This is a genomic window from Flavobacterium sp. DSR2-3-3, assembly GCF_049896585.1.
Classification (GTDB): Bacteria; Bacteroidota; Bacteroidia; order Flavobacteriales; family Flavobacteriaceae; genus Flavobacterium.
Window position 1 is genome coordinate 256,820 of sequence record NZ_JAFCUP010000003.1, and the last position, 23,195, is coordinate 280,014.

The 23,195-nt window shown below is 34.1% G+C and carries 19 protein-coding genes, 1 other RNA gene and 1 pseudogene; 12 read left to right on the forward strand and 9 right to left on the reverse strand.

All coding sequences use genetic code 11. The features are described 5' to 3' along the window. Nucleotides 1-372: 372 nt before the first annotated feature. Genes ACP7AQ_RS05945 through ACP7AQ_RS05965 form a run of 5 tightly spaced genes read right to left on the reverse strand, consistent with a single transcriptional unit; the run spans nt 373 to nt 6,497 of the window. A complete protein-coding gene (locus ACP7AQ_RS05945) occupies nt 373-2,454 on the reverse strand; it encodes a hypothetical protein (protein WP_426094774.1) in 2,082 nt (693 codons plus the stop codon). Then, on the reverse strand, nt 2,438-3,292 hold the full coding sequence (locus ACP7AQ_RS05950; protein WP_426094775.1) for a TRAFAC clade GTPase domain-containing protein: 855 nt from the start codon (nt 3,290-3,292) through the stop codon (nt 2,438-2,440). Before ACP7AQ_RS05950 ends, ACP7AQ_RS05945 begins: the two co-directional genes overlap by 17 nt. Beyond that, nucleotides 3,282-4,301, reverse strand: a complete 1,020-nt coding sequence (locus tag ACP7AQ_RS05955; protein ID WP_426094776.1) for a TRAFAC clade GTPase domain-containing protein — start codon at nt 4,299-4,301, stop codon at nt 3,282-3,284. Before ACP7AQ_RS05955 ends, ACP7AQ_RS05950 begins: the two co-directional genes overlap by 11 nt. 1 nt (nt 4,302) lies before the next feature. Next, entirely contained in the window at nt 4,303-5,355 is a 1,053-nt protein-coding gene (locus tag ACP7AQ_RS05960; protein ID WP_426094777.1) for a GTPase-associated system all-helical protein GASH, read from the reverse strand. After that, nucleotides 5,352-6,497, reverse strand: coding sequence for a hypothetical protein (locus ACP7AQ_RS05965; protein ID WP_426094778.1), 1,146 nt, complete (start codon nt 6,495-6,497; stop codon nt 5,352-5,354). Before ACP7AQ_RS05965 ends, ACP7AQ_RS05960 begins: the two co-directional genes overlap by 4 nt. Before the next feature lie 721 nt (nt 6,498-7,218). Here ACP7AQ_RS05965 and ACP7AQ_RS05970 point away from each other — a divergent pair. The 10 genes from ACP7AQ_RS05970 to ACP7AQ_RS06015 all read left to right on the forward strand — a co-directional run bounded on the left by ACP7AQ_RS05970 (nt 7,219) and on the right by ACP7AQ_RS06015 (nt 15,773). Continuing rightward, nucleotides 7,219-7,521, forward strand: coding sequence for a DUF4134 domain-containing protein (locus ACP7AQ_RS05970; RefSeq protein ID WP_426094779.1), 303 nt, complete (start codon nt 7,219-7,221; stop codon nt 7,519-7,521). An 11-nt stretch (nt 7,522-7,532) separates the two neighbouring features. After that, complete coding sequence (locus tag ACP7AQ_RS05975) at nt 7,533-7,865, forward strand: DUF4133 domain-containing protein (RefSeq protein ID WP_426094780.1); 333 nt, start codon at nt 7,533-7,535, stop codon at nt 7,863-7,865. Next, complete coding sequence (locus ACP7AQ_RS05980) at nt 7,862-10,366, forward strand: TraG family conjugative transposon ATPase (RefSeq protein WP_426094781.1); 2,505 nt, start codon at nt 7,862-7,864, stop codon at nt 10,364-10,366. The genes ACP7AQ_RS05975 and ACP7AQ_RS05980 overlap by 4 nt, the downstream gene beginning before the upstream one ends. Nucleotides 10,367-10,408: 42 nt before the next feature. Next, the gene (locus tag ACP7AQ_RS05985) at nt 10,409-11,023 is read left to right on the forward strand and encodes a DUF4141 domain-containing protein (protein ID WP_426094856.1); all 615 of its coding nucleotides are present in this window, start codon (nt 10,409-10,411) and stop codon (nt 11,021-11,023) included. 2 nt (nt 11,024-11,025) lie between these two features. After that, on the forward strand, nt 11,026-12,018 hold the full coding sequence (gene traJ / locus ACP7AQ_RS05990; protein WP_426094782.1) for a conjugative transposon protein TraJ: 993 nt from the start codon (nt 11,026-11,028) through the stop codon (nt 12,016-12,018). A 20-nt stretch (nt 12,019-12,038) separates the two neighbouring features. Further along, on the forward strand, nt 12,039-12,662 hold the full coding sequence (gene traK, locus ACP7AQ_RS05995; RefSeq protein WP_426094783.1) for a conjugative transposon protein TraK: 624 nt from the start codon (nt 12,039-12,041) through the stop codon (nt 12,660-12,662). 226 nt (nt 12,663-12,888) lie between these two features. Continuing rightward, nucleotides 12,889-14,148, forward strand: a complete 1,260-nt coding sequence (gene traM / locus ACP7AQ_RS06000; protein ID WP_426094784.1) for a conjugative transposon protein TraM — start codon at nt 12,889-12,891, stop codon at nt 14,146-14,148. 25 nt (nt 14,149-14,173) lie between these two features. Next, complete coding sequence (gene traN / locus ACP7AQ_RS06005; RefSeq protein WP_426094785.1) at nt 14,174-15,085, forward strand: conjugative transposon protein TraN; 912 nt, start codon at nt 14,174-14,176, stop codon at nt 15,083-15,085. A gap of 164 nt (nt 15,086-15,249) precedes the next feature. Further along, nucleotides 15,250-15,525: a molybdenum ABC transporter permease gene (locus tag ACP7AQ_RS06010; protein WP_426094786.1), complete on the forward strand. Its 276-nt coding sequence runs from the start codon at nt 15,250-15,252 to the stop codon at nt 15,523-15,525. A gap of 74 nt (nt 15,526-15,599) precedes the next feature. Further along, entirely contained in the window at nt 15,600-15,773 is a 174-nt protein-coding gene (locus ACP7AQ_RS06015) for a hypothetical protein (RefSeq protein ID WP_426094787.1), read from the forward strand. A 75-nt stretch (nt 15,774-15,848) separates the two neighbouring features. On the opposite strand, the gene ACP7AQ_RS06020 is transcribed toward ACP7AQ_RS06015, so the two are convergent. Both ACP7AQ_RS06020 and ACP7AQ_RS06025 read right to left on the reverse strand, forming a co-directional pair. Then, nucleotides 15,849-16,916, reverse strand: a complete 1,068-nt coding sequence (locus tag ACP7AQ_RS06020; RefSeq protein ID WP_426094788.1) for a DUF932 domain-containing protein — start codon at nt 16,914-16,916, stop codon at nt 15,849-15,851. Nucleotides 16,917-16,960: 44 nt separating this feature from the next. After that, nucleotides 16,961-17,352, reverse strand: a pseudogene (locus ACP7AQ_RS06025) (single-stranded DNA-binding protein). Nucleotides 17,353-18,427: 1,075 nt separating this feature from the next. Here ACP7AQ_RS06025 and ACP7AQ_RS06030 point away from each other — a divergent pair. Beyond that, a complete protein-coding gene (locus ACP7AQ_RS06030) occupies nt 18,428-19,984 on the forward strand; it encodes a recombinase family protein (protein ID WP_426094789.1) in 1,557 nt (518 codons plus the stop codon). Here ACP7AQ_RS06030 and ssrA read toward each other — a convergent pair. Together ssrA and ACP7AQ_RS06040 are read right to left on the reverse strand one after the other, a co-directional pair. Continuing rightward, nucleotides 19,939-20,335, reverse strand: a transfer-messenger RNA (tmRNA) gene (gene ssrA, locus ACP7AQ_RS06035). The genes ACP7AQ_RS06030 and ssrA overlap by 46 nt on opposite strands. A 108-nt stretch (nt 20,336-20,443) precedes the next feature. Next, on the reverse strand, nt 20,444-21,643 hold the full coding sequence (locus ACP7AQ_RS06040; protein ID WP_426094790.1) for a serine hydrolase domain-containing protein: 1,200 nt from the start codon (nt 21,641-21,643) through the stop codon (nt 20,444-20,446). Nucleotides 21,644-21,893: 250 nt separating this feature from the next. Between ACP7AQ_RS06040 and ACP7AQ_RS06045 the strand changes: the two genes are divergently transcribed. Further along, nucleotides 21,894-23,096 carry an NAD(P)-dependent oxidoreductase gene (locus ACP7AQ_RS06045; RefSeq protein ID WP_426094791.1) on the forward strand — a complete coding sequence of 401 codons (1,203 nt, stop codon included), beginning with the start codon at nt 21,894-21,896 and terminating at the stop codon, nt 23,094-23,096. Nucleotides 23,097-23,195: the final 99 nt, after the last annotated feature.

Consider the following 23,195-nt stretch of genomic DNA (forward strand, 5'->3'; position numbering starts at 1 on the left):
GTAATTTGTAAATAAAATTAATTTAGTTCAAAGCCAATCATGGTCACATAATGGGACAAAGAAGAAATATCCTGTGTTGTTTCATTTTTATTCGGGTCTAACCCCTTTTTAAACGTATAAATAATTCTCGCAACTTCATTTATTCACGTGGTTTGTAGCTCCTTTTCCAGAATTGTTGAGTCTTTAGGAAAAATCGAACCAAACAAATCTCTAGACTTCGTAAATTCTTCGATAATCCAGAATTTATCTAACTTTATAAAATTTTAATTCCAACTTATAGTACGAAGTAAAATAAAACATTGCAGCTATTTGATTTTTAAGAACATTAATAACATAAAATCACTTAGACTTAGAAAATTTTGCTTGTAAAACCTATAATTCCCTTCTCAAATAATTGACTAACTCAATCTGATCTCTGCTTACAGTTATCTTTCTTTTATCGGTATTAACCAAAATATCTTTAAGAAATTTTCGACCTTTTTTAAAAGCAAGAGCATAACTAAATGCACTTTTAGTTGTTTCAAATGTCTTCAGACTGTCAACAAAGTAATTTAATGGCCAACGAAATTTAATAAATTTATTTACTAATGTTCTAATCAATAATTCACAATAATCCCAGCTCGGCACATCAGGTTTCTTTGGTGCAAATAAATAGCTAAAAAATGAGGACAAAGTGTCTTGATCATCTTGCTCAAATGCATCGATAGGAATCATTTGCCATTCATTATAGTTAATCTTTGAATTTTTGGCAAAGTTATAAACGTCATTAAAACATGCTGAAATTATTGGTGCAGGATTGGAAATTTTTCTATTAAAACCAAAAGAAAGTAATGCACATGATGCGAAAATTCTCGTATGGTCATCATTAATTTTTTTGTAAATAATTATCCATTGACTTGAATCTAAGTTTATAGAATGTAGATGATGATAGTTTAGATTTTGAAATATCTTACAGCAAAATTGCTCACTCAATATCTCAACATTCTTCCGAATAAAATCCTTTAAAACGGTTTTATTATTAAAAACTAATGATACAACATCTGCTGAACAATTAATAAATTTATTATTGTTACAAATTTTTATTAAATAATATAATCTTGGATCATTATTCCTTAACAAATGAAAAAGAATCGAACTTTTAGATTCTAATATTGACTGAATTATTTTTTCCCAGTTAACATTAATTGAATTTTCTAACACTTCTATCAGTTGCAACTGAATGGCATTAGGCAACTTCCATGTTTTGTAGTTAGTCGCAATTTCAGGTATTTTTTTTGAAAACACTGAAATTAAACGAGAATCTCTCAGTATGAGATTAATAATTTCTGATGGTTCAATTGATATGGTATTCCAAATATTTTGGCTAATTAATTCAGGTCCAAAACTAAAATAAAAATCAATAAATTCATCAATAGTAATCTTACCAGATTTAACAGCATTTAGCAACCTTTCACTAATATTAATGTTATTATCAGTATTTATTTGTGAAGCAAAGTAATGCAAAAGATCTTTCTCTTCGAAATTAAAAAGTTGTCCATCATTATAAACCTCTTTTTTGATTAATAGGCCTTCATTATCCTCGAATACTTCTGAAACTAACTTATTAATCGAAAAGAATGGGGAATCTTTTATATTTGAAAACATAAATAATTCAAGCAAAGGTTTGTAATTTCTTCTTAAACCTTTAATATCTGATCCATAAAACCAAAGAAATTTGCGCAACTTATTTTTTGAACTATTACGAAAAAGATCAGACCATTTATCCTCTATTTGGTCATTTTCTTTATTGATAGTATAGCAGTTCAAACTTTGCTTTTCGATTGAGCTTATATTTCGTGCAGGTACAATTTGAAAATCAAATTCAGCACCATCAATAATTTTTAAATTTAATGATCCTGTACAAAAAGAAAAATTCCTTCTTAAACGGGGCCATTGATTACTCCACACCTGTACTATATCCTTTTCAAAATCCATAGAATTATAGGCCGGACAAATAATAGTTTTTTCAGGATAATCGTATAAAGCAGTTAATAACGGTTTAGCATTTAAATAGTTATCAAAAAACGTACTTGAGTTTTTAAATTCATCCTTTTCAAACAATATAGGCATTGAATAATCTCCATATTCATCTTTCAATGGACGAACAAAATACGCCAATAGTTGATCTAAATCTGGTATTTTTCCTAAATCCGAAAATTGAATTAGTAAAGTGTGCGTCCAAACACATCCAGGTCTTTTCATTTCATCTGCATACCACGTTTTACTAAATGCGTAGTGAGTTGCTAATGGGTATCCACTAATATATACTTTAAATCCATCATCAATATTTGAACCTGATAAATCAGACTGGACCAATAGGGTCTTCTTCGCTTCACTAGACAGTGGCGAAGATGACATTAGTAATTGATGGCCATTTTGGTAGCCATGGAGCGTTTGATCAATCTGTATCTTCATTCGTTATCCAAAGTATCGGACTTAAAATATTATTTGAAATTTCTGAACCTTCAACAATTTTAATTCGTTCAAGTGCATCTTTAGAAAGAAGAGAGTCTTTAATATTAGAATTTTCATAATCTCCTCCCTGGGAACTTACCCCAAAGTATTTTACTTTAAAAAGATCTTTGTTCGTTGTGAGATATTGATGTAAAAGTGGTAACTCATTTTTGCACCAAATTTCAGGGTCTTCTTTACCATCCGTTAAGTCCCAACAAGATATAACAACCGAAATTTTGCGTAAAACATCTGGTGTATTAAAATCAACCATTTGTAAAAAATCAACTAATTTTACTTGACTTGGAACTAAATCCTCTGTCCATGGCTGTTCCGAGGTAGTATTAATCATATCCTCTCCAAAATATTTAAAATTTTGATTTTCGTGATATATAAACCTTGGCTTGTTTTTCACATCCCTTGGATCAATAAAAAGTAAAATACCGTGAACATTTTGCAGCAGATTATCAAATTCTTCGTCCCATTCTCTGTCAGTAAACTGTGTTTTAAAAGTTTCACCTGAAATGTCCGGGATATTTAATATCATGGAACTTCCGGTAACTTTATTAACAAGTTTAATATTAACATGTTCAATTTTACTTTGATTTGTTCGAATAACACTATTGCAGCTTGCCCAATTCCTACTAATTAGATTCAGGTACTCTAATTCACTATTTTCAAGACTATCACACTCAAATTCTCCTTCATCAACAGCATTGAAAACATAGTACCATAAAGCAGCTAAAAACGTAGTTTTACCTGATTCAGGCAAACCTGAAAACAATATCCCTTTATCGTTCATTTTCATTTACTTTATAATTATTGATAAATCGTTCTGAAACTTCCGATTGCAAAGTTAACCTTTTTTGAAGTAAAGGAAAGTTCATCAAGTCCTCAATTAAATCTTGTAATCCAAATCCCATATCAACTGCTGTCACGTTTTCGTCATGTGGCCTAGAAGCTATTCTTTTATAGTTGATTGCCTTTAGCTTTGCTGAAAAACGTCTATTAATTTTATTTACAACTAACTCCTCTAAATTAAAAGTGGCCAAATTTTCTAAAAGGTCCCATTTGGAAATAAGAACATTCAGAACTGTCTCGCTATTAAAGATTTTATTATCTAATGCTGATTGAATAAATAATTGAGCATCATGTAATGCCGCGGTCTTTTCGGAACCTGCTAGTTTCTCCCCATCTATTATATAAATTATATGGTTAGCTAGTTTTACCACTCCAAGGTGCTCTTTCATTGCTGATCCAGAACTTCTTGCCAACTGAATAGTTTCACCAGATATATCAGATAGTAAAAAATGCTTTTTTAAAGATAAATCGAAATTCGAAATTGCTATATGCAAAATTCTAAAATCAAGAGTTTTTGTTCGCTCTGTATCTGCTTTGATTGAACCCGATGACATTCTAGAAAGATGACTTCTTACCTCAAATGCTTTTTGAGTTAATGATCCCGCAAATAAGTGCTTTTTAAATTGTCCAATTTGAAAGAGATCAAAAATCGTTGCCAAAAGAGTAGTTTTTCCACAATCTAAATCCCCTAAAATTGTCACAAAATCGCATGGGTATCTTTGTGTTACTGATAACATTTCTCTAAGACTCAGTTCTGCACCTTTAAAAACCTCGATTTTCGTTGAAGACTTTTTTACCACTGACGGACTTTCATTTTCTGCGATCTCTTCATCATCATCCGCATTGTCATCCCAATAAAAATGAGGACATTCTTGATCAAGTCCTTCCAAACATTTGCCGTCATTTCGAATATCACAGCCAACTTGTGAGCATGCTTTTACCTCACTCATACTATAGAGATTGATAGGATTTGAGAAACGTCATTTCAGTATAAAATTGGAATGCTAAATCTTCTGGTTCGAACTTTTTTTCACAAGTTCCAGCACCAAATTTTTTGTTAAATGCACCTTTCCATATGTGCACATCTCCTAATGATTCCTCTAAACTTAAAGCATGCAAAAAAGGTGTAAATTCATTAAGCTGTCCAAGTAATAGAATTTCTCCCTTTACTTTTTGCACTGTGTCATTAATAATATCTACTAGCGACAATTCTTTTAGTTTACTTTTATTGCCATTGCTTATCACTAAAGCTTTATGCAAAATATGCTTAGAAGAAATTAAAAAACCAGTAAACTTAGTTATTTGAAATAGCTCATAAGCACTAGAAACTACTATTTTAGACAAACCAAGTTCATAAAAATATGCTTTATTTGATGTGCTGTACTGTGTAAATAGCCACCATAGAACATTTGTTTCTTCCTTTAATTTATTATTTTCATTATTAATATGAGTGACTAAATTTATTAAATTTACAGAGTCTTCACTATCTAATGTTTCTTCCCCCTCCTCGCCTTCTTCAATAGCTATAGCTCTATCCCTTAAATTTTCTACAGCTTCATTAACATTAAAAATTGGATTTGGTTCATTAGTAGCATCCATTTTGTGCGCTAATTTATAAAATGGGATATCCGTCGCGGAATATTGTTCAAAAAAGTTAAGATTAATAACTGCAAGACTAATAATATATCGTAAATCAGTGGTTGATTCAAATAAAAAACAAAGAGAAATCTCTGACAATACTTTTACAATATTCTCATTTGATTGAATTGGAAACGAAAGGTCAAACTCTTTAAATATACTTACAAAAAGTTCTTCATGTTCTGGATTGCCGATACTTATTCCATGTGCCAATTTGGCAATATCCAACCACAATTCCACATTTTCTTCATCAATTATTTTATTTATAGCTCTAATTCTTTTTTGAAGAGTTTCTTGAGTTAATGATAATTCTATAGTTCTGTACCAAGTTGGAAAGAGATCTTCGCAGGTGTGATTTTTGCTCATACAAATGGATTAATATTGTTTTGAAAAGGTTTTATATTGTTTATAGCTTCCCATAAATCTGGTAAAAGATTTCTCTCTCTAACTTGACGAAAAACTTCTTTATCCATCTCATGAGCACTTAAATTTATCATAGTATTAAAGGGAAGATCAAGGGTGTCAATCACCTTGGCTTTTTGATAAGAACTTAATTCTAGAAATGCTGCTACGGTTATTTGAACTGCGGAATGCATAATTTCTGGTTTTTGATTTACTTCAACAATTGCAAGAATTTCATTTTCAAATTTATCGGAATTCACTTTACTCCCGATATTGCATGACTTATTGACTCTTATTATTGGCTCCAAACCAATACCTACGAATCCGACTCTCGAACTAAAAACTCTTAAAGATAAAGATGTTGCACTTTGTGCGGCCAAATTTTGTCTTTGTTCCTTATCTACATTTTTATTTCCATCTCCGTAGTCACAAATGCCTTTAACTAGAAGCCATTCATTTAAATTAGCCCTTTTACAAGCTGCATAAATCCCAGCACCTTCCATTTCAGCTCCATCTGCTTGTGGAAAAACTTTTAATATTTTATTTCTTTCCTTTAGATTATCTATAAGTTTTTCGCCAGATAGGATTTGGCTAGGCAAAATTTTAGAAAATAATCCATTATCAATAGGATTGGTCCATGCTATATTTTTAAATCTATCTAAAAGTACTGCACCTGCATCTACAATTGATCCACGTTGTGTAATTCCATCTTTTGATAACCTTTGAATTTCATATGATATAATTGCATCGGAAATTAAAACATCTCCAATTCGTTGCTTTTCTTCATTAACTCCCATAGCCACTCCAATCATTAGTACTACTTTGGGTTTCCAATCATTAATAGATTCGAAAGCAGTTAATGCTGCTCCAGCATAGCTGAGTGATCCCATCTTACCCAATTGAACATGAACAGCTACATATTCTCCAAAAATCCCAATGAAATACGTATGCAATCCGTGAGGGACCTTTATTACATCCGTTTCGTCATTTAAAGGTAATAAAGCTTGCCTAACATGAAACGTTTCAATTTCATTTGCGGTTATTAAGAGTAGATTGATTTGTGGAATTAATTCCCTGACTTCATCAAATGATTTTTCTATTTCCAAATTAACATACTTTATTAAATTAATATTTACAGACAATTTTACAATATATACCTACAAATATAACATAATAAGTTAGAGACATCCGAACATATTATGAAATCATATAAATAATTTATGATTTTCAATATTCTTAACTCAGTTAATTCATAAAAGATAATCTTTAAGAAGCATCAATTTAAGAATTTCAGTTTTAGAAGAAAAAACAGTAATTAAATTTGGACTTGCAGAGTATAATATAAATATTAAAAAGCCGAAACATTTTAAAAAGCTACAGGAAAAGATGTAAGAATTACTCAAGAAATATAGGAGAGTAGAAAAATAGTGGGAATTGATGATTTTACAGATGATTTAGAATTTATTCAAAACATCTAATTAAGATTTTATTATTATACCCAATTATATTAAATCACTAAATGTGAAAGTTGACCTTATATTCAATTCATAAAACATTGATACGCCTCTCTAAATCTTCCGACTTCCTTTTACGCTACTTATTATATCTGCCCAAATCATTTTAGCCTTCTTACCATTCAGAAGATGAACTATGTTAACTACATGTAATTAGAGTATTAAGATATTAAAATTCTATTTATAAATGCCACTTGAAGTCAAATAATTCCTCTAAAAGCTATTTCATTTTAACACTTCCTATTCTGGGAGACCTTTGTTCCACAAGCCCGCAAGGTGCGGGAAGACAACAATAATTTAATGTATTTTAATCATGGAAAAACAAAGAAAAAAAGTTCTGCTGGCAGCAGCGATGCTGGCAGGTTTGGGAGCGATGGCACAAGGAAACGGAACAGCAGGCATCACCGAAGCGACACAAATGGTCACCTCTTATTTTGATCCTGCTACCCAACTTATTTATGCTATTGGAGCAGTAGTAGGTCTCATTGGTGGAGTGAAGGTGTATAACAAGTTTAGTAGCGGTGATCCAGATACGAGCAAGACGGCAGCAAGTTGGTTTGGTGCTTGTATCTTTTTGATTGTAGCGGCAACCGTTTTACGTTCTTTCTTCCTATAAGTTTTTGCCTTATGAATACTTATAATATAAATAAAGGTATTGGTAGAACGGTAGAGTTCAAAGGACTGAAAGCGCAGTACCTGTTCATCTTCGCAGGTGGTTTGCTCGGGATGCTTATCCTGATAATGATCTTGTACATGACTGGCGTCAATTCTTATCTGTGTCTGTTTATAGGAATCGGTGGGGGATCGCTATTAGTATGGCAAACTTTTTCGCTGAACAAAAAATACGGTGAACATGGTTTGATGAAAGTGGGAGCGAACAAGCGACACCCGCGATATATTATCTGTCGTAAGTCAGTGCATCGCTATTTTCAGTTAAATTCCAAAATGTATCAGCAATGAGAAATAAATCAAAATCGACTACATTGGAAAGTAAGTTTCCGTTGCTGGCAGTAGAAAATAATTGTATTATCTCTAAGGATGCTGATATCACCGCTTGCTTTCGAGTAAAGCTTCCAGAGCTTTTTACAGTTGCTTCTGCGGAATATGAAGCCATTCATTCGGCTTGGCACAAGGCTGTAAAAACCTTGCCTGATTATACGGTGGTACACAAACAGGATTGGTACATCAAGGAAAATTATGCTCCTGATATTGCCAAAGAAGATTTGAGTTTTTTGGCAAAGTCCTACCAGCAACATTTTAATGAGCGTCCGTTTCTCAATCATTATTGCTATCTGTTCTTAACTAAAACGTCCAAAGAGCGTATGCGAATGCAGAGTAATTTTTCTTCGCTTTGCAAAGGAGTGCTCATCCCAAAAGAATTAAGAGATAAAGAAATCCTTTCTCGCTTTATGGAATCGGTGGCGCAATTAGAGCGAATTGTGAACGATTCCGATTTTATAAAATTGGAACGATTAAGTGAGGAAGATATCATTGGAACACCCAGCAAACAAGGATTATTGGAACAATACCTAAGCCTTTCAAGAGAGGAGGGAACACCAATGCAGGATATTGCATTGGGGGCAGAAGAAGTTCGAGTTGGGAATAAAAGGCTTTGTCTGCACACCTTGTCCGATACCGATGATTTGCCTAGTTCGGTGTCTGCAGAAACCCGTTACGAAAAATTGTCTACCGACAGAAGTGACTGTCTTTTGTCTTTTGCTGCGCCAGTTGGATTGTTGTTAAGCTGTAATCACATCTACAACCAGTATCTTTTTTTAGATAACAGCGAAGACAATCTGCGCAAGTTCGAAAAATCCGCAAGAAATATGCATTCCTTGGCACGATATAGCAGGGCTAATCAAATCAATAAGGAATGGATCGAACGCTATTTGAATGAAGCCCATTCTTTTGGACATGCTTCTATTCGGGCACACTTCAATGTTATGGCATGGTCAGATAATCCATTGGAATTAAAACAGCTAAAGAACGACACCGGTAGCGCTTTGGCACTGATGGAATGTAAACCAAGGCACAACAGTACAGATGTTGCAACGCTTTATTGGGCAGGAATGCCAGGCAATGGAGGAGACTTTCCGAGTGAAGAAAGCTTTTACACTTTTATAGAGCCTGCGCTTTGTTTTTTCACTGAAGAAACCAATTATAAAAGTTCACCTTCTCCTTTTGGAATCAAGATGGCCGACCGATTGACCGGAAAACCCATTCATTTGGATATTTCTGATTTGCCCATGAAGCGCGGTATTATCACGAATAGAAATAAATTCATACTTGGTCCATCAGGTTCAGGAAAGTCATTCTTTACCAATCACATGGTGAGACAATATTACGAACAAGGCGCGCATGTGCTGTTGGTGGATACAGGTAATTCGTATCAAGGATTGTGTGAATTAATCAAGAGAAAAACCAAAGGAGAAGATGGCGTTTATTTCACTTATACCGAAGACAATCCTATAGCATTTAACCCTTTCTACACGGATGATGGCGTATTCGATATTGAGAAAAGAGAAAGCATTAAAACTTTGATATTGACTTTATGGAAAAGGGATGATGAACCACCAACAAGGTCCGAAGAAGTGGCACTTGCAAATGGGGTGAGCGGGTACATTGAACGAATCAAGCAAACTGATGAATTTCCTTCTTTCAATGGGTTTTATGAATTTGTACAAGGAGATTATAAAAAAGTTTTAGAAGATAAAAAGGTACGAGAAAAAGACTTTGATATTGCCAACTTCTTAAATGTATTAGAACCTTACTACAAAGGAGGTGAATACGATTATCTATTGAATTCCGAAAAACAACTGGATTTACTTTCTAAACGATTTATTGTTTTCGAAATAGATGCGATCAAGGATCATAAAATCCTTTTTCCAATTGTGACTATCATCATTATGGAGGTTTTTATCAATAAGATGCGTCGCTTGAAGGGCGTACGAAAACTCATCCTGATTGAAGAAGCTTGGAAAGCTATCGCGAAAGAAGGGATGGCAGAGTACATCAAATACCTTTTTAAAACGGTACGAAAGTTTTTTGGAGAAGCCATTGTTGTAACACAAGAAGTAGATGATATTATTCAATCACCTATTGTAAAGGAAAGTATTATCAATAATTCGGATTGCAAAATACTGCTGGATCAAAGAAAGTACATGAACAAATTTGACGATATCCAAGCGATGCTTGGTCTGACTGAAAAAGAAAAAGCGCAAGTACTTTCCATCAATATGAACAATGATCCCAAGCGACTTTACAAAGAAGTTTGGATTGGACTAGGCGGCACGCATTCGGCAGTATATGCTACAGAAGTTAGTTTCGAGGAATATTTAGCTTATACCACTGAAGAAACAGAAAAGTTGGAAGTCATGCAACTTGCAGGACAATTAGATGGAAATGTAGAAAAGGCTATCAAAAGGATTGCCCTTGAGAAAAGGGAAAAAGAAAACAATTAGTAAAAATTTTAAAAACGAATAGCAATGAAAAATTTAAAAATTATGGCGTGCATGGTGATACTATTTGCTGTCATGCCGAATGCTAAAGCACAGTGGGTGGTCACAGATCCTACAAATTTGGCACAAGGAATAGTCAATTCTGCAAGACAGATTATACAAACTTCGACCACAGCTACCAATATGATTAACAACTTTAAAGAAGTCCAAAAAGTCTATAATCAAGGTAAAGAATACTATGATAAGCTAAAGGCGGTAAACAATTTAGTGAAAGATGCTCGAAAAGTGCAACAGACTGTGTTACTTGTTGGCGATGTTTCTGAAATGTATGTAAACAATTTTGGAAAAATGTTGAACGATCCCAATTTCAATGAGCAGGAACTAACAGCCATTGCTAATGGGTATTCAACCTTACTTAATGAAAGCACAGAACTTTTGAAAGATTTAAAACAAATTGTAAACTCTTCCAGCTTGTCGCTCAATGATAAAGAGCGAATGGACATTATTGACCAAGTGTATCTAAAAGTAAAAGAGTACCACAGTTTGGTTCGCTATTTCACGAATAAAAATATTTCGGTTAGTTATTTGCGAGCCAAGAAAGCCAACAACAGCCAAAGAGTTTTGGATTTATACGGAACAGCGAACCAAAAATATTGGTAATCATGGAATTTAATAATCTTCATCAAGTATTACGTTCGCTCTATGACGAGATGATGCCTTTATCAGCAGAAATGGCAGCGGTTGCTAAAGGTTTGGCTGGATTAGGTGCTTTGTTTTATGTAGCATTAAAAGTCTGGCAAGCGCTGAGTAGTGCCGAACCAATAGATGTCTTCCCGTTACTTAGGCCTTTTGCTTTAGGCATCTGTATTACATTCTTCCCCACGATTGTTTTAGGAACGCTTAACGGAGTACTTAGTCCAGTGGTGCAGGGAACGCATAGCATATTAGAAAGTCAAGTTTTAGATTTGAATGCCTTACAACAGCAGAAAGACCTATTGGAGAGAGAGGCGATGCTTCGTAATCCTGAGACCGCCTATTTAGCATCGGATGAAGAATTTGATAAAAAGTTGGAAGAACTCGGATGGACGCCCTCCGATTTGGTAACCATGTCAAGCATGTACGCGGAAAGACAGATCTACAGTCTAAAGAAAATGGTACGCGATGGATTTCGTGAATTTATAGAAGTTCTTTTTCAAACGGCTGCACTAGTCATAGATACGATTCGAACGTTCTTCTTAATAGTGCTTTCAATATTGGGTCCTTTAGCATTTGCGATTTCAGTCTGGGATGGATTTCAGTCTACATTAACGCAGTGGTTGACTCGGTATATTAGTGTGTACCTCTGGTTACCCGTTTCAGATCTCTTTAGTGCGATGTTGTCCAAAATCCAATCCTTAATACTCCAAAAGGATATCGACAGTTTATCCGATCCCAATTTTATTCCTGATTCATCGAGTACTGTTTATATCATATTTATGATTATTGGCATCATAGGGTACTTTACCATACCTACGGTGACTGGATGGATAATTCAGGCTGGTGGCGCAGGGAATTTTGTTCGCAATATAAATCAAACGAGTACTAAAACAGGGAATGTTGTTGGGGCAGGAACTACCACAATTGTAGGCACTATTGGCGGTAAACTAATGAAGTAACAATTTAAAAATATGATGAAATGGAATTTAAAACTTTAAGAAATATCGAAAATAGTTTCAGTCAAATTAGGCTTTACGCTTTTGTATTTGCAGTACTGTGTTGTGGTATATCGGGATATGCTGTTTGGGAGTCTTACCGGTTCGCTGAATTACAACGTCAGAAAGTCTATGTATTAGATAATGGAAAATCGCTAATGTTGGCTCTTGCTCAGGATGCTTCTATCAATCGGCCTGTAGAGGCTCGTGAGCATGTACGTCGGTTCCATGAGCTTTTCTTTACACTAGCTCCAGATAAAAATGCAATTGAGAACAATATGAAAAGAGCATTTAATCTTGCTGATAAAAGTGCTTTTGATTATTACAAAGACTTAGCAGAAAAAGGATATTACAATCGGATCATTTCAGGTAATGTACAACAGCGACTTGAAGTTGATAGTGTGGTATGTGATTTTGAAACCTATCCTTATGCTGTAAAAACTTATTCTAAGCAGTTCATCATCCGATCAAGTAATGTAACAAAAAGGAATCTCGTCACTTCCTGCTACCTAGTGAATTCCGTTCGTTCAGATAACAATCCACAAGGATTCAATATGGAGAAGTTTACGGTTTTGGAAAATAAAGATCTAGAAATTATTGAACGTTAAAAATAACAAAGATGAAAGAGATTCGAACAAATATTGATCTATGGATCAATGAAGTTGAGGTGAAATGGAGGATGCTTCCATTACAGAAGCAGTATAAATATATCATGGTTTGTTTTGCCGTCTATCTAATGATCAGCATAGTTGGTATTTTTATCAGTTTGTTTTAGTTTCTGTAGGGTGCAATCCCTAGAGGGATCATTTGTACTAATTATAAAAAAGAAAAGACATGAAAGAAAGTGAAAACAAGAAAAATGCGGTCTATGTTACAGATGGCAGTATAAATGCAGCTTCCGATGGACTGGAAGTGAGTAGGGAGGGTAAAGCCGAAAAAATTAAAAAGCCAATCATTTTTGGATTGATGGCAATTGTATTTTTTGGTTGTATGTATTTGATATTTAAACCAGCAGAAAATATAAAAAATATTGAGATTCTAGGACTTAACGACTCAGTTCCTGAGGCTACAACTATTGGTTTAGAAAATGATAAACAAAAAGCCTATGAACAGGAATTAGTAGAACAGAAAAATGAAGAAAAACAAAATGCCCTGACATCGCTATCTGATTACTGGAATGAAGGGAGTACAGAAGAATCTTTGCAAGATGTTCCTGAAAAAGAAGCTAATACTAACGCCTCATTAAATAGTTATCGCAATGCACAAAATACATTGGGCAGTTTTTACAATAATGATAATTCTGAAACGCAGGAATTACGCAAACAACTAGAGGAGCTAAAAGAAGAACTGGCAAGAAAGGAAGAACCAAAAACTAATATTGTTGATAGTCAATTGGAGTTGATGGAGAAATCGTATCAGATGGCGGCTAAATATTTGCCGATCAATTCAGCCGCGCCCGAAACCAAGGCAACTGGAACTTCTACACCACCAAAAGAAGCCTTTGTTTCCATAATTCCAGAAAGGCACAATGTCGTTTCTAACCTGGAGCAAAAAGTTGAGGAACATCCATTAGTAGCGGTTAGCAATAGCACATTCACCAGTACTAATCAACAACAGCAAGCAAAGAATAGTATTCGTGCTGTTGTTCAAGAAACACAACTCGTCTCTGAAGAAACTAGTGTGAGCCTGCGTTTATTGGAGCCCGCAAGGATACAGAACAAAACGATCCCTGTCGGAACTATAGTAACGGCAAATTCAAAGTTTCAGCAAGGTAGGTTACAACTGAAGATCAGCTCTATTGAGTTGGAAGGAAATATTCTGCCCATCGAGCTTACTGCATATGGTTTGGACGCACAGCAAGGACTTGAAGTCCCTTATTCTGCAGAACGTACCGCGATGACCGACATGGCAGCCAGTATGGGACAAACATCCGGTAGCAGTATAATGCTGTCAACTTCTGCTGGACAACAGATTGCAGGGGATTTGAGCCGAGGACTAGTCCAAGGGGTTTCAAATTATTTCTCAAAAAAAATTAAAACTCCAAAAGTAACTCTAAAAGCAGGACTACAAGTGCTGCTAGTATCAAAAAAATAATTATTCAAAAAATAAATTGTATAAAATGAAAACAGCTGTAAAAAATACTTTGATGATACTAATTTTAATGTTAGGATACACATCAATTACGCACGGGCAAGATGCCCTGTGCCTGAGTCAAAAGGAGAACTTAAGTGTAATAGAATCCTACGATATAGAAGTAACATTCGATAAAACTTCACATCTAATATTTCCCTCCGTGATTCGTTATGTAGATTTAGGTAGTACTAACTTGGTTGCGAGTAAGGCTGATGATGCTGGTAATGTTTTGCGAGTTAAGGCAGCTGTTCGGGATTTTAAAGAGGAAACTAATTTTTCAGTAATCACCGAAGACGGAACTTTCTATAGTTTTAATGCATCCTACAATTCGTGTCCTAGGGTTACTAATTACAGTTTAACTAAAATCCAAAAAAGTAATTGTGAATGGAATTCAAAACAAGTTTTTTTTAAGGAGCTTGGAAAGAATGCTCCCCACCTCGTCGACGAATTAATGGGTGAGATATATAAGCAAAACAAGCACTTTATAAAACAAATTGGTACCAGAAAATTTGGAATAGAATTTCTATTGAAAGGTATTTATATTGACGATGACAAATTTTATTTTCATACACAGATTAAGAACTCAAGCTTCGTTTCATTTCCGATCGATTTCATTAATTTTAAAGTGGTAGATAAAAAGAAAGCGAAACGCACGGTTGTACAGGAAGTAATTAAACATCCAATAAGAGTATATAAATCTTTAGATGAGGTGCATGGAAAAACGGTTTCCAGAAATGTTTTTGTTTTGGACCAATTTACGATAGCTGATGACAAATTACTGCGCTTAGAATTCCATGAAAAAAATGGTAGCCGATTACAAGTTTTGGAGATCAAAAACAGCCACTTACTTAAATCCAAGTTAGTTAAGAAGCAACATACCGCGGAAGATTTAGAGTAGTGATCAAAACTAAATAGCAAGTGATTGCTTTACTAGATCTAGTTTAGCAGTCACTTTGATTTTAAAAATTATAAAAAAATGTAACTATCTTTAAATTAATGACTTGTTATTAGTTTGTTGCTTTTTTTTGTAAATTTATCACGTGAAATTCATAAATATTGATTATGAATCCTGCATTGTTTTTAGGTATAATTGCTCTAATTATAGGTGTAAGCCTTCGATATTGGATCAACAGACGAAAGTTTTACAGACGGAGTCCGATGGGAGTAGAGGGGTTTTCGAGCTATGAAAAAGCAGTAGTAATAGCATTCTTTGAAAGAGTGACCAAATGGATTTCTATTAGATTTATTATTTTTGGACTACTTATGTTATGGAGTTATTCAAAAAAGAAGTCAAGCGAAAAGAAACTAACTCAAATCAAAGTTGAAAATGTGAAATAATGTAGCGGCATTCTTTTGCTTCTTTTCTTTTGACGCTGTTGTGGAAAGAAAAGAAGGCGGAAATAAGTAATAGGATGAAGAATATCCTATCATTTAACGCGAACCTTTTCAGAAAAAATAGAAGGGAGCGTTGCGTACTGATTACTTTTTCTGAAGTGGTTCAACCAACTTCTTCAAAAAGACTTTCCCGACCATTTGGAAGGGAAGGTCTTTTTGAAGTTCAAGATTTCAAGATATGTATTCCATAAAACAAGAATTTAAAACTAATAAAAAATAGACGGCCACTATCAAATTGGGCCGTCTATAATTTTAATTAGAATTTATTAATTAAAGCAATTCACACCCAGTTTTTGAAAATTAGTACAGATTTCAAAAGCTTTTTGAGATTTTAATTGAGCAGTACCACCTAAAATAATTGATTGTAATTTGGGTTCGTTATCCTTATAGCTACGCACATTTTGGTAGTAGCCTGTTACAGCGTTGTATGCTCCAAACAAAGTTCCTTTTGTCGTGTTCATTTGTTGTGAGTCGCTTGTCATAGCATAGGCAAAAGCATCTTCAACGGTGTTTTTAAATACGGTTGATATTTCGTCATCATTTCCAGTCTTAAGATGTTGTAAGGTTTCTTTGTTAGGGCATAGTGCGAACTGTATCATTTTTTTAACCTCATTGTCGTTGACCTTTACTTTTGCCCAATTATTAAAAATGTCCTCTAATTGATTGCTAAACTCGTTTGCTAATCCCATTACTTTGTGCGCATTCTCCAAACGTTGTTTTGCTCCTGAAGTATGGCGTATTCGTACTACATTACTCATATTACGAAGCGATGCGTTTAGGGTATTTTGGCAAACAATCCTAACGGGTGTAAATGCTGCCGTAATGCTTCCGCTACCATCGTGAGAAGTAGTGAGAAAAATATATTTTTCTGTAACATCATCACCATTGCCAACACGAATATAGTCCGGTAATTTAGCCGTGATAAAAATACGTTCTCCATTTCCTAAAGCGCCTGCAGTCTCGTACAAAATCCCATCAGTACCACCTACAATAGCATCAAAGAAACTAAATGCTTCATGATTTTGTACAATGTGATACTCTTTACCTACGACACCCAAAACAGCATTGTTATCCGTGCGTATAGTAGCAAAATAATTGGGTACGTTTACTTCGTTGTCCCTTATTTCTAAACTGTCAGTAAGATCAATTGTATTTGATGCGTTGGTATAAAGAGGACTTTTTATCACTTCATAATCAAGTCCTGCGTGTTTAATTGCTTGCGCGCTTGTTGGATAGTCTGTTACTATTTGACCTAAACCGTGCCAAGCTTTTTCTTGTACGCTAAAAAAGGAATAACGTCCTGTTCTTTCGTTGAAATTTAAATTGTGTGCCATGATATTAAAATTTTAAAGTTGAAAAAATGATTAAATAATTAGTGTTAAAATGGTAGATCATCAATAGGTTCTTGTATAATGATCTTTGTGTTTTCTTGTTTTACGATAGTCTGTGCCTGTTCTATTTTCCTACTACCTCCGTGTAATTTTATAGTCGATGTGTGAAAATTTAAACTAGATCTTAATTCTCCGTTATTAGCAGTCCAGGCTCTTGTGCTCACTCTTCCTGTTAGCTCTACTAAAGCCCCTTTAATGAGTGTTTTTGCTACATTTGGACTTATCAGTAGGAGCAATCAAAATAGCTTGTTTGCTCTATGCGTTCGCCTTGCTTATTTCGATAACTTTCATTGATAGCTACTGAAAAATTTACCACTTTTTTGTCCTGCGGTGTTGTGTGTACTTCCGCATCCCTTGTCACTCTTCCGATGATGTTCATAATTTTTACTTTTAGGATTATTTTTTAAATTAATTTATTCGGTAATGAGAGGAGTTGCTGTTTTGTTTCACTCTAATTCCAATATAAATAGTATTAAATTTCATTGTTGACATTTTTTTTATTCGTCCAAAGAGCTGGAGTATGCTATGTTTCGTTTCGAGAGCATAAAAGGTTAGTGTTTAGTAAAAACAAGGTTTTATCAAATAAATACAACGCGTATGGGTGGAGATTTTTTGATAAACCCGTAGGGCTTGACCTTTTTTTTGCGTTAAAAACACTAGAATACCTTTGCTCTTGAAATGGGACAATTTAGCATACTGGTTTTTGAATATTAATAGGCTGGAAGCAAGGTTGTAAAGAGGATTATTTGGGATTATAAAGAAAAAAGTGACTCTTCAAACAAATACTGTGTAATGTTATCCATCCACTATTTCTCCAAGATAATGCTATGGCTATATAAGCCATGTAAAAGGATCTTGAAAATTATGTCTCGGTAGCGGCTTAAATTTTCAAGATTCTTTTATTGATTATCCGACTAAGCTCTTTTATGCTGAAGCAGAGCGGAAGTATAAATGTGCTTTGAGGATTGGAGTGAATTATAATTGCTGCTCTTTAAATTGTTTATAATTTCAATTTCATAAAAATGAAAAATCTATTAAGTGATTTAATGTTTTAGATTAGTGTGAAATAACTAAAGAATACAACTTAAATCATCAGCCTTTTATTGGTAGTCTTTTAGGCATAAGGAATTACGATTTACTAGTAAACAGAAGTAGTATAAAGTCAAGATTGTATTAAATAATAGACATTTGTAGTCAAATTGTGTCTTTAGATGACAGTGTACAGTTTATGAAATGGTTCTCTTTAAATTTAATCAACTAATTTTTATTGTTAACATTACAATTATCATTTAGTTGCTTAACGAAGAAAGGGAGGTTGTTTATGGAGGATGAAGTTAAAGACTTGATTAATATAGATATAGACTTGTTAAAAGATATAAATAATATTGAGAAAGAACAAAAATTTGTAAATTTGATGGTCGATATTATTATCACAATCACATTAAACGAATTAAATGAAAAGAGCGATTAGATATTTAAGGTTCAGTCAATTGGGGCAAAGTAATGGTTCAATTGAAAGGCAAGAGCTTTATACAGATCAGTGGCTACAATTTAACAATGTTGAATTAGCTGATACTTTTATTGACCGCGGAAGAAGTGCAAAAACATTTGATCGCCCCGATTTTATAAAGCTTCAAGCTTTTATTTCCAAACATTTTAAAAGTGTTGATTATCTTCTGGTAGATCAGATGGACAGGTTTAGTAGAGATGCCGGTGAAGCAATGAGTATGGTTAAGATGCTTCAACGAAAATACAGTATTCAAGTTGTAAGTGTCACTGAAGGAATAACATTCGATTATGATACGCCAGGAAGCTTTTTTAGAGCGGGACTACAGCTTCTACTAGCAGAAGAAGATAATATTAATAGAAGTATTAAAATCAGAGGTGGTTTATATACGGCTAGAGCAAAAGAAGGACGATATATTGGAATTAAGGCTCCCTTCGGCTATGTTAAATCTGGTGAAGGAAAAGCTAGAATGTTAGTAATTGAAGAGTCTCAGGCCAAGACAATTAAATTTATGTACGATTCTTATATGCATGATATTCCACTTTATATAATTAAAGAACAAGCGTTTAAACTAGGGTTTAAAGCGAGAGGGAATACTGCAGTTGAGAGGATTTTGACAAATCCTGTTTATGCAGGTATGTTGCAGGTACAGGGTTATAAAGAGTATCCTGGAGGAATCTTTCCCGCAATACATGAGGCAATAATTGATAACACAACTTGGCAATTGGTGCAAAATAAAATGAAGAAGCCTGAAAAAATCAGGACAATATTGGATGAAAACTTACCACTTCGGGGGATTTTAAAATGTCATTGTGGAAACATACTTACAGGTGCTCCATCAAGAGGAAAATCTGGAAAGTATTTTAACTACTACAAGTGTAAAACGTCTAAACATAATAATATTAGCGCACTCAAAGCACACAATCAGCTTGCTGAAATTTTTGAGCTGATGAGTTTGCCACAAAATATAATATCTGATATTAAAAAGTCATCTGTTACAAAAATGGAAGAGAATTTAAAATCTAATAAACTTGTAATAAACCAAAAGAAAATTCTACTAGATGCAGCTCAAGAAAAAATGTTTTCTGTTGAAGAGAAATGGATTAAAAATGAGATATCTAAAGAAACATATGATAGATGGTATACCACTTATAATACCGAAGTCACATCTTGCAAAGATTCTATCACTCGTCTAAGCCATGTAGATAAACATGCATTTACAATTTTACAAAAAAACTTGGATTTACTTGTTGATTTAAAATCATTATATAATCGAGCTACTATTACCCAAAAGAGAGAATTTGTAAAGCTGGTGTTCGACAGTAACTTATACTATCAGGATGGTATCTATCGAACACCTACAATGATTGATTTATTATCTCGTAATCACCTGTTAATGAAGGAAAAAGGTTTGCTTTTATATAATAAAAAAAGGGATGATTTTTCAATCATCCCATCCAGTGGAGTCGCCGGGAATCGAACCCGGGTCCAAACAAGCAACTAAAAAGCTTTCTACGCGTTTATTTTCTGATTGATTTTTCGATAGTGTGCTAGGCCAGAAACAGCCACACGCTACTTATCTTCTTAATTTTGAAATCCACCCGAAGCTCATGGAAATCTAGGTTTATTTTTACGGTTCCCCTGAACTGAACGCCACAAACCAAGGCTTTCAAGGAGAATCCAGCTTTCCTATCTGATAGGAACGTGGCTTAATCGTACTATAATTCGGATTATGCAGCTAAAGCGTAGTTATTTTCGCCGTGTAAAATTGTAAGATCTTATATTTACGAGCAAGGTCTCAATGCTCGACGTGCTTACTTATCAATTCGACTTGCTGTCAAAACCAGTCGACCCCTTTTTTTGTTTCAAAATCCAAATCTGAATTTTGAGTTTGCAAATGTACACTTTTTATCTGAACTACTATTGCAGAACTGGAAACACTATTTTAAAAATCATTCCTTTTTTATTGGTCTTTTAATTTGAACGGATAGTCGCCAAATAAAACTGCCAGTTTCCGAACGTCATACGTTTTTCTAGTAAATTTATTAGAAAGTGCAATAATGGTAACACCTTCCTTTCTCAAAGTAATGTACGACGACGTATTCCCGTGCCACCAACCATTGTGAAAATAAAAATTTTGTCCCGTTTCCCAATTAACCATTCGAATTCCAAGTCCGTAATTTTTTGTTCCTTTACGTTCATTGCTGTAACCTTTGTATACTTGACTTTGCAGGTCGGCCGTTAAAAAAGTAGAATTGTTTCTGGCTCTGTCAAATTTCAATAAATCACGCGGTGTAGAGTAGATGTTCTTGTCTCCGTAAACGGCATCTAAGTAATCTTTTCCTATCTCCACTTTATTTCCTTTATAAGAAGTTACTGCCGTATCTTTATCTTTTTCGTACTCAAAAACATAGGTGTTTTTCATGCCAAGTGGCTCGAAAATAATTTGTTTCATGGCATCTTTGTACCGAAGCTTTGTGATTTTTTCAATGATTAATGCTAACATGGCATAATTTGTATTGCAGTAACTGAAACGGGTATCGGTTTTGAATTCTAAACCAATTTCTTTAGTAGCCATGATCGTCAGGATATCTTGATTGGAAAGTATGTTGTGTCTATCCCAAATCGTTTTGTCACGATCTGTAAAATAGGCGTAATTACGCATGCCGCTCCTGTGATTCAATAATGTCCGTATGGTCACATCCGGGTATGGAAACTCTTTCAAGATTGTGTTTACCTTTTGATCCAATTCGATTCGTTTTGCATTTACTAATTTTAAAATAGCAGTCGCTGTAATAACCTTGCTAACTGATGCAATGTGTAACGGAGTGGATTTAATAATTAATTTTTTATCTCTGAAATTCGCATAGCCTTCATATTTTTCGTAGATAATTTGGCCGTTTTTAGCGACAAGAAAGCTTCCGTTTGCGCTGTTATTGGGCCAGTTTTTTTTGTAAAAAGAATCTATTTCTTGTTTTTTTGAATTGATGTATTCAGCAGTTAGTTTGGGCTCTGGCTTAGTTAACGGCTTCATTTTAGGCAATGTACTCTTTGGGAGTTGGGCATCACTTAACTCAACTTTCTTTTTCTCCTTGTTACAGGAACTCAAAACCAAAAAGAGGAGAAATATATGTAGTATCTTTGTTTTTTTTATAAAAATCATTTCTTTAATGCTAGAAAGGCAAATATATAGAATCAATGTCTTTTCAGACGTTGTTTTTTTCAAACCTTAACACTATTTTATCAATAGGTAGGAAGCATGCTTTTTGTATTATTTTGTACGTCAGAGAATAGTAATTTTTTGCCTGCGGTTTTTAATTAAAAAATAAATTCAATTTAGTTTATAATGTTATATTTGTAACAAATTGACAATCTAAAGTTATAATAAAACAAATCAAAACCCTATCATACTTATGAAATTTGGAATTTTAAAAGAAAGAAAAAATCCGCCGGACAGAAGAGTTGTTTTTTCGCCTGAAGAGTTGACAAGATTGAAACAATACCATCAAAATATTACGGTACAAGTCGAGCGTTCTGATATTAGGGTTTTCACCGATGATCAATATGAAAGTCTCGGAATTGAAATGACAGATGATGTAAGTGATTGCGATATTTTGTTTGGGGTAAAAGAAGTACCGGTAGAACATTTGATTCCAAACAAAACCTATTTCTTTTTTTCGCATACTATTAAAAAACAACCGTACAACAGAAAATTGTTACAGGCTATTTTAGAAAAAAATATTGATTTGTACGATTACGAAACAATTGTAGATGCTAACAATCGCAGATTAATTGGTTTTGGGCGTTATGCAGGAATAGTAGGTGCATACAATAGTATTCGCGCCTTCGGAATCAAATTCGAATTGTTTAAATTGCCAAAAGCAGAAACACTTTCAGGAAAAGAGGCGTTAATTACCCATTTAAAACGATTGGTTTTACCTCCTTTAAAATTGGTCATTACAGGAACTGGAAAAGTGGGGAATGGTGCGAAAGAAGTTCTGGATGCCATAAAAATAAAAGAAGTTTCGGTTGAGAATTATTTAACAAAAAACTACACCCAGCCCGTTTATACTCAGATTGATGTTTTGGAATACAACAAACGCAAGGACGAACAGGTTTTAGATTTTACTGATTTTTATCACAATCCTAAAGAATATGTTTCTGATTTCGAAAGATTTACAAAAGTATCTGATATTTATATCACGGGGCACTTTCATGCCAATGAAGCGCCGGTAATTCTTACCCGGGAAATGCTGCAATCAAATGATTGCAAGATCAAAGTAGTTGCTGATGTTTCATGCGATGTCAATGGTCCAATAGCCTGCACACTCAGATCATCAACAATTGCGGAGCCGTTATACGGATATTTTCCAAGTGAAAACAAAGAAGTTGATGTCTTTCATCCTGCAGCAGTGGTGGTCATGGCAGTTGATAATTTACCCTGTGAATTACCCAAAGACGCGAGTGAAGGCTTTGGAGAAATGTTCTTGGAGCACGTTATTCCAGCGTTTTTTAACGGAGATAAAGACGGTGTTTTACAACGAGCAAAAATTACCATAAAAGGAAAACTGACGCCACGATTTAGCTATTTGCAAGATTATGTTGATGGAAAATAATTTTGATCACTTATAATACTAATAAAACCTGCCATACACTGTTGCAGGTTTTTTTATGGACTTTAAAGTAATAAAAAACTCCTTTTTTTAGAAACATTA

Bases quoted from the DNA above. Each gene is read 5' to 3' on its own strand.
- ACP7AQ_RS05970 (WP_426094779.1), top strand. From the start codon at position 7,219: ATGGAAAAACAAAGAAAAAAAGTTCTGCTGGCAGCAGCGATGCTGGCA.
- ACP7AQ_RS05975 (WP_426094780.1), top strand. From the start codon at position 7,533: ATGAATACTTATAATATAAATAAAGGTATTGGTAGAACGGTAGAGTTC.
- ACP7AQ_RS06020 (WP_426094788.1), bottom strand. From the start codon at position 16,916: ATGGCACACAATTTAAATTTCAACGAAAGAACAGGACGTTATTCCTTT.
- ACP7AQ_RS05960 (WP_426094777.1), bottom strand. From the start codon at position 5,355: ATGAGCAAAAATCACACCTGCGAAGATCTCTTTCCAACTTGGTACAGA.
- ACP7AQ_RS05950 (WP_426094775.1), bottom strand. From the start codon at position 3,292: ATGAACGATAAAGGGATATTGTTTTCAGGTTTGCCTGAATCAGGTAAA.
- traK (WP_426094783.1), top strand. From the start codon at position 12,039: ATGGAATTTAAAACTTTAAGAAATATCGAAAATAGTTTCAGTCAAATT.
- traM (WP_426094784.1), top strand. From the start codon at position 12,889: ATGAAAGAAAGTGAAAACAAGAAAAATGCGGTCTATGTTACAGATGGC.
- ACP7AQ_RS06045 (WP_426094791.1), top strand. From the start codon at position 21,894: ATGAAATTTGGAATTTTAAAAGAAAGAAAAAATCCGCCGGACAGAAGA.
- ACP7AQ_RS06015 (WP_426094787.1), top strand. From the start codon at position 15,600: ATGAAGAATATCCTATCATTTAACGCGAACCTTTTCAGAAAAAATAGA.
- ACP7AQ_RS06030 (WP_426094789.1), top strand. From the start codon at position 18,428: ATGAAAAGAGCGATTAGATATTTAAGGTTCAGTCAATTGGGGCAAAGT.
- ACP7AQ_RS06010 (WP_426094786.1), top strand. From the start codon at position 15,250: ATGAATCCTGCATTGTTTTTAGGTATAATTGCTCTAATTATAGGTGTA.
- traJ (WP_426094782.1), top strand. From the start codon at position 11,026: ATGGAATTTAATAATCTTCATCAAGTATTACGTTCGCTCTATGACGAG.
- ACP7AQ_RS05945 (WP_426094774.1), bottom strand. From the start codon at position 2,454: ATGAAGATACAGATTGATCAAACGCTCCATGGCTACCAAAATGGCCAT.
- ACP7AQ_RS05985 (WP_426094856.1), top strand. From the start codon at position 10,409: ATGGCGTGCATGGTGATACTATTTGCTGTCATGCCGAATGCTAAAGCA.
- ACP7AQ_RS05980 (WP_426094781.1), top strand. From the start codon at position 7,862: ATGAGAAATAAATCAAAATCGACTACATTGGAAAGTAAGTTTCCGTTG.
- ACP7AQ_RS06040 (WP_426094790.1), bottom strand. From the start codon at position 21,643: ATGATTTTTATAAAAAAAACAAAGATACTACATATATTTCTCCTCTTT.
- ACP7AQ_RS05955 (WP_426094776.1), bottom strand. From the start codon at position 4,301: ATGAGTGAGGTAAAAGCATGCTCACAAGTTGGCTGTGATATTCGAAAT.
- traN (WP_426094785.1), top strand. From the start codon at position 14,174: ATGAAAACAGCTGTAAAAAATACTTTGATGATACTAATTTTAATGTTA.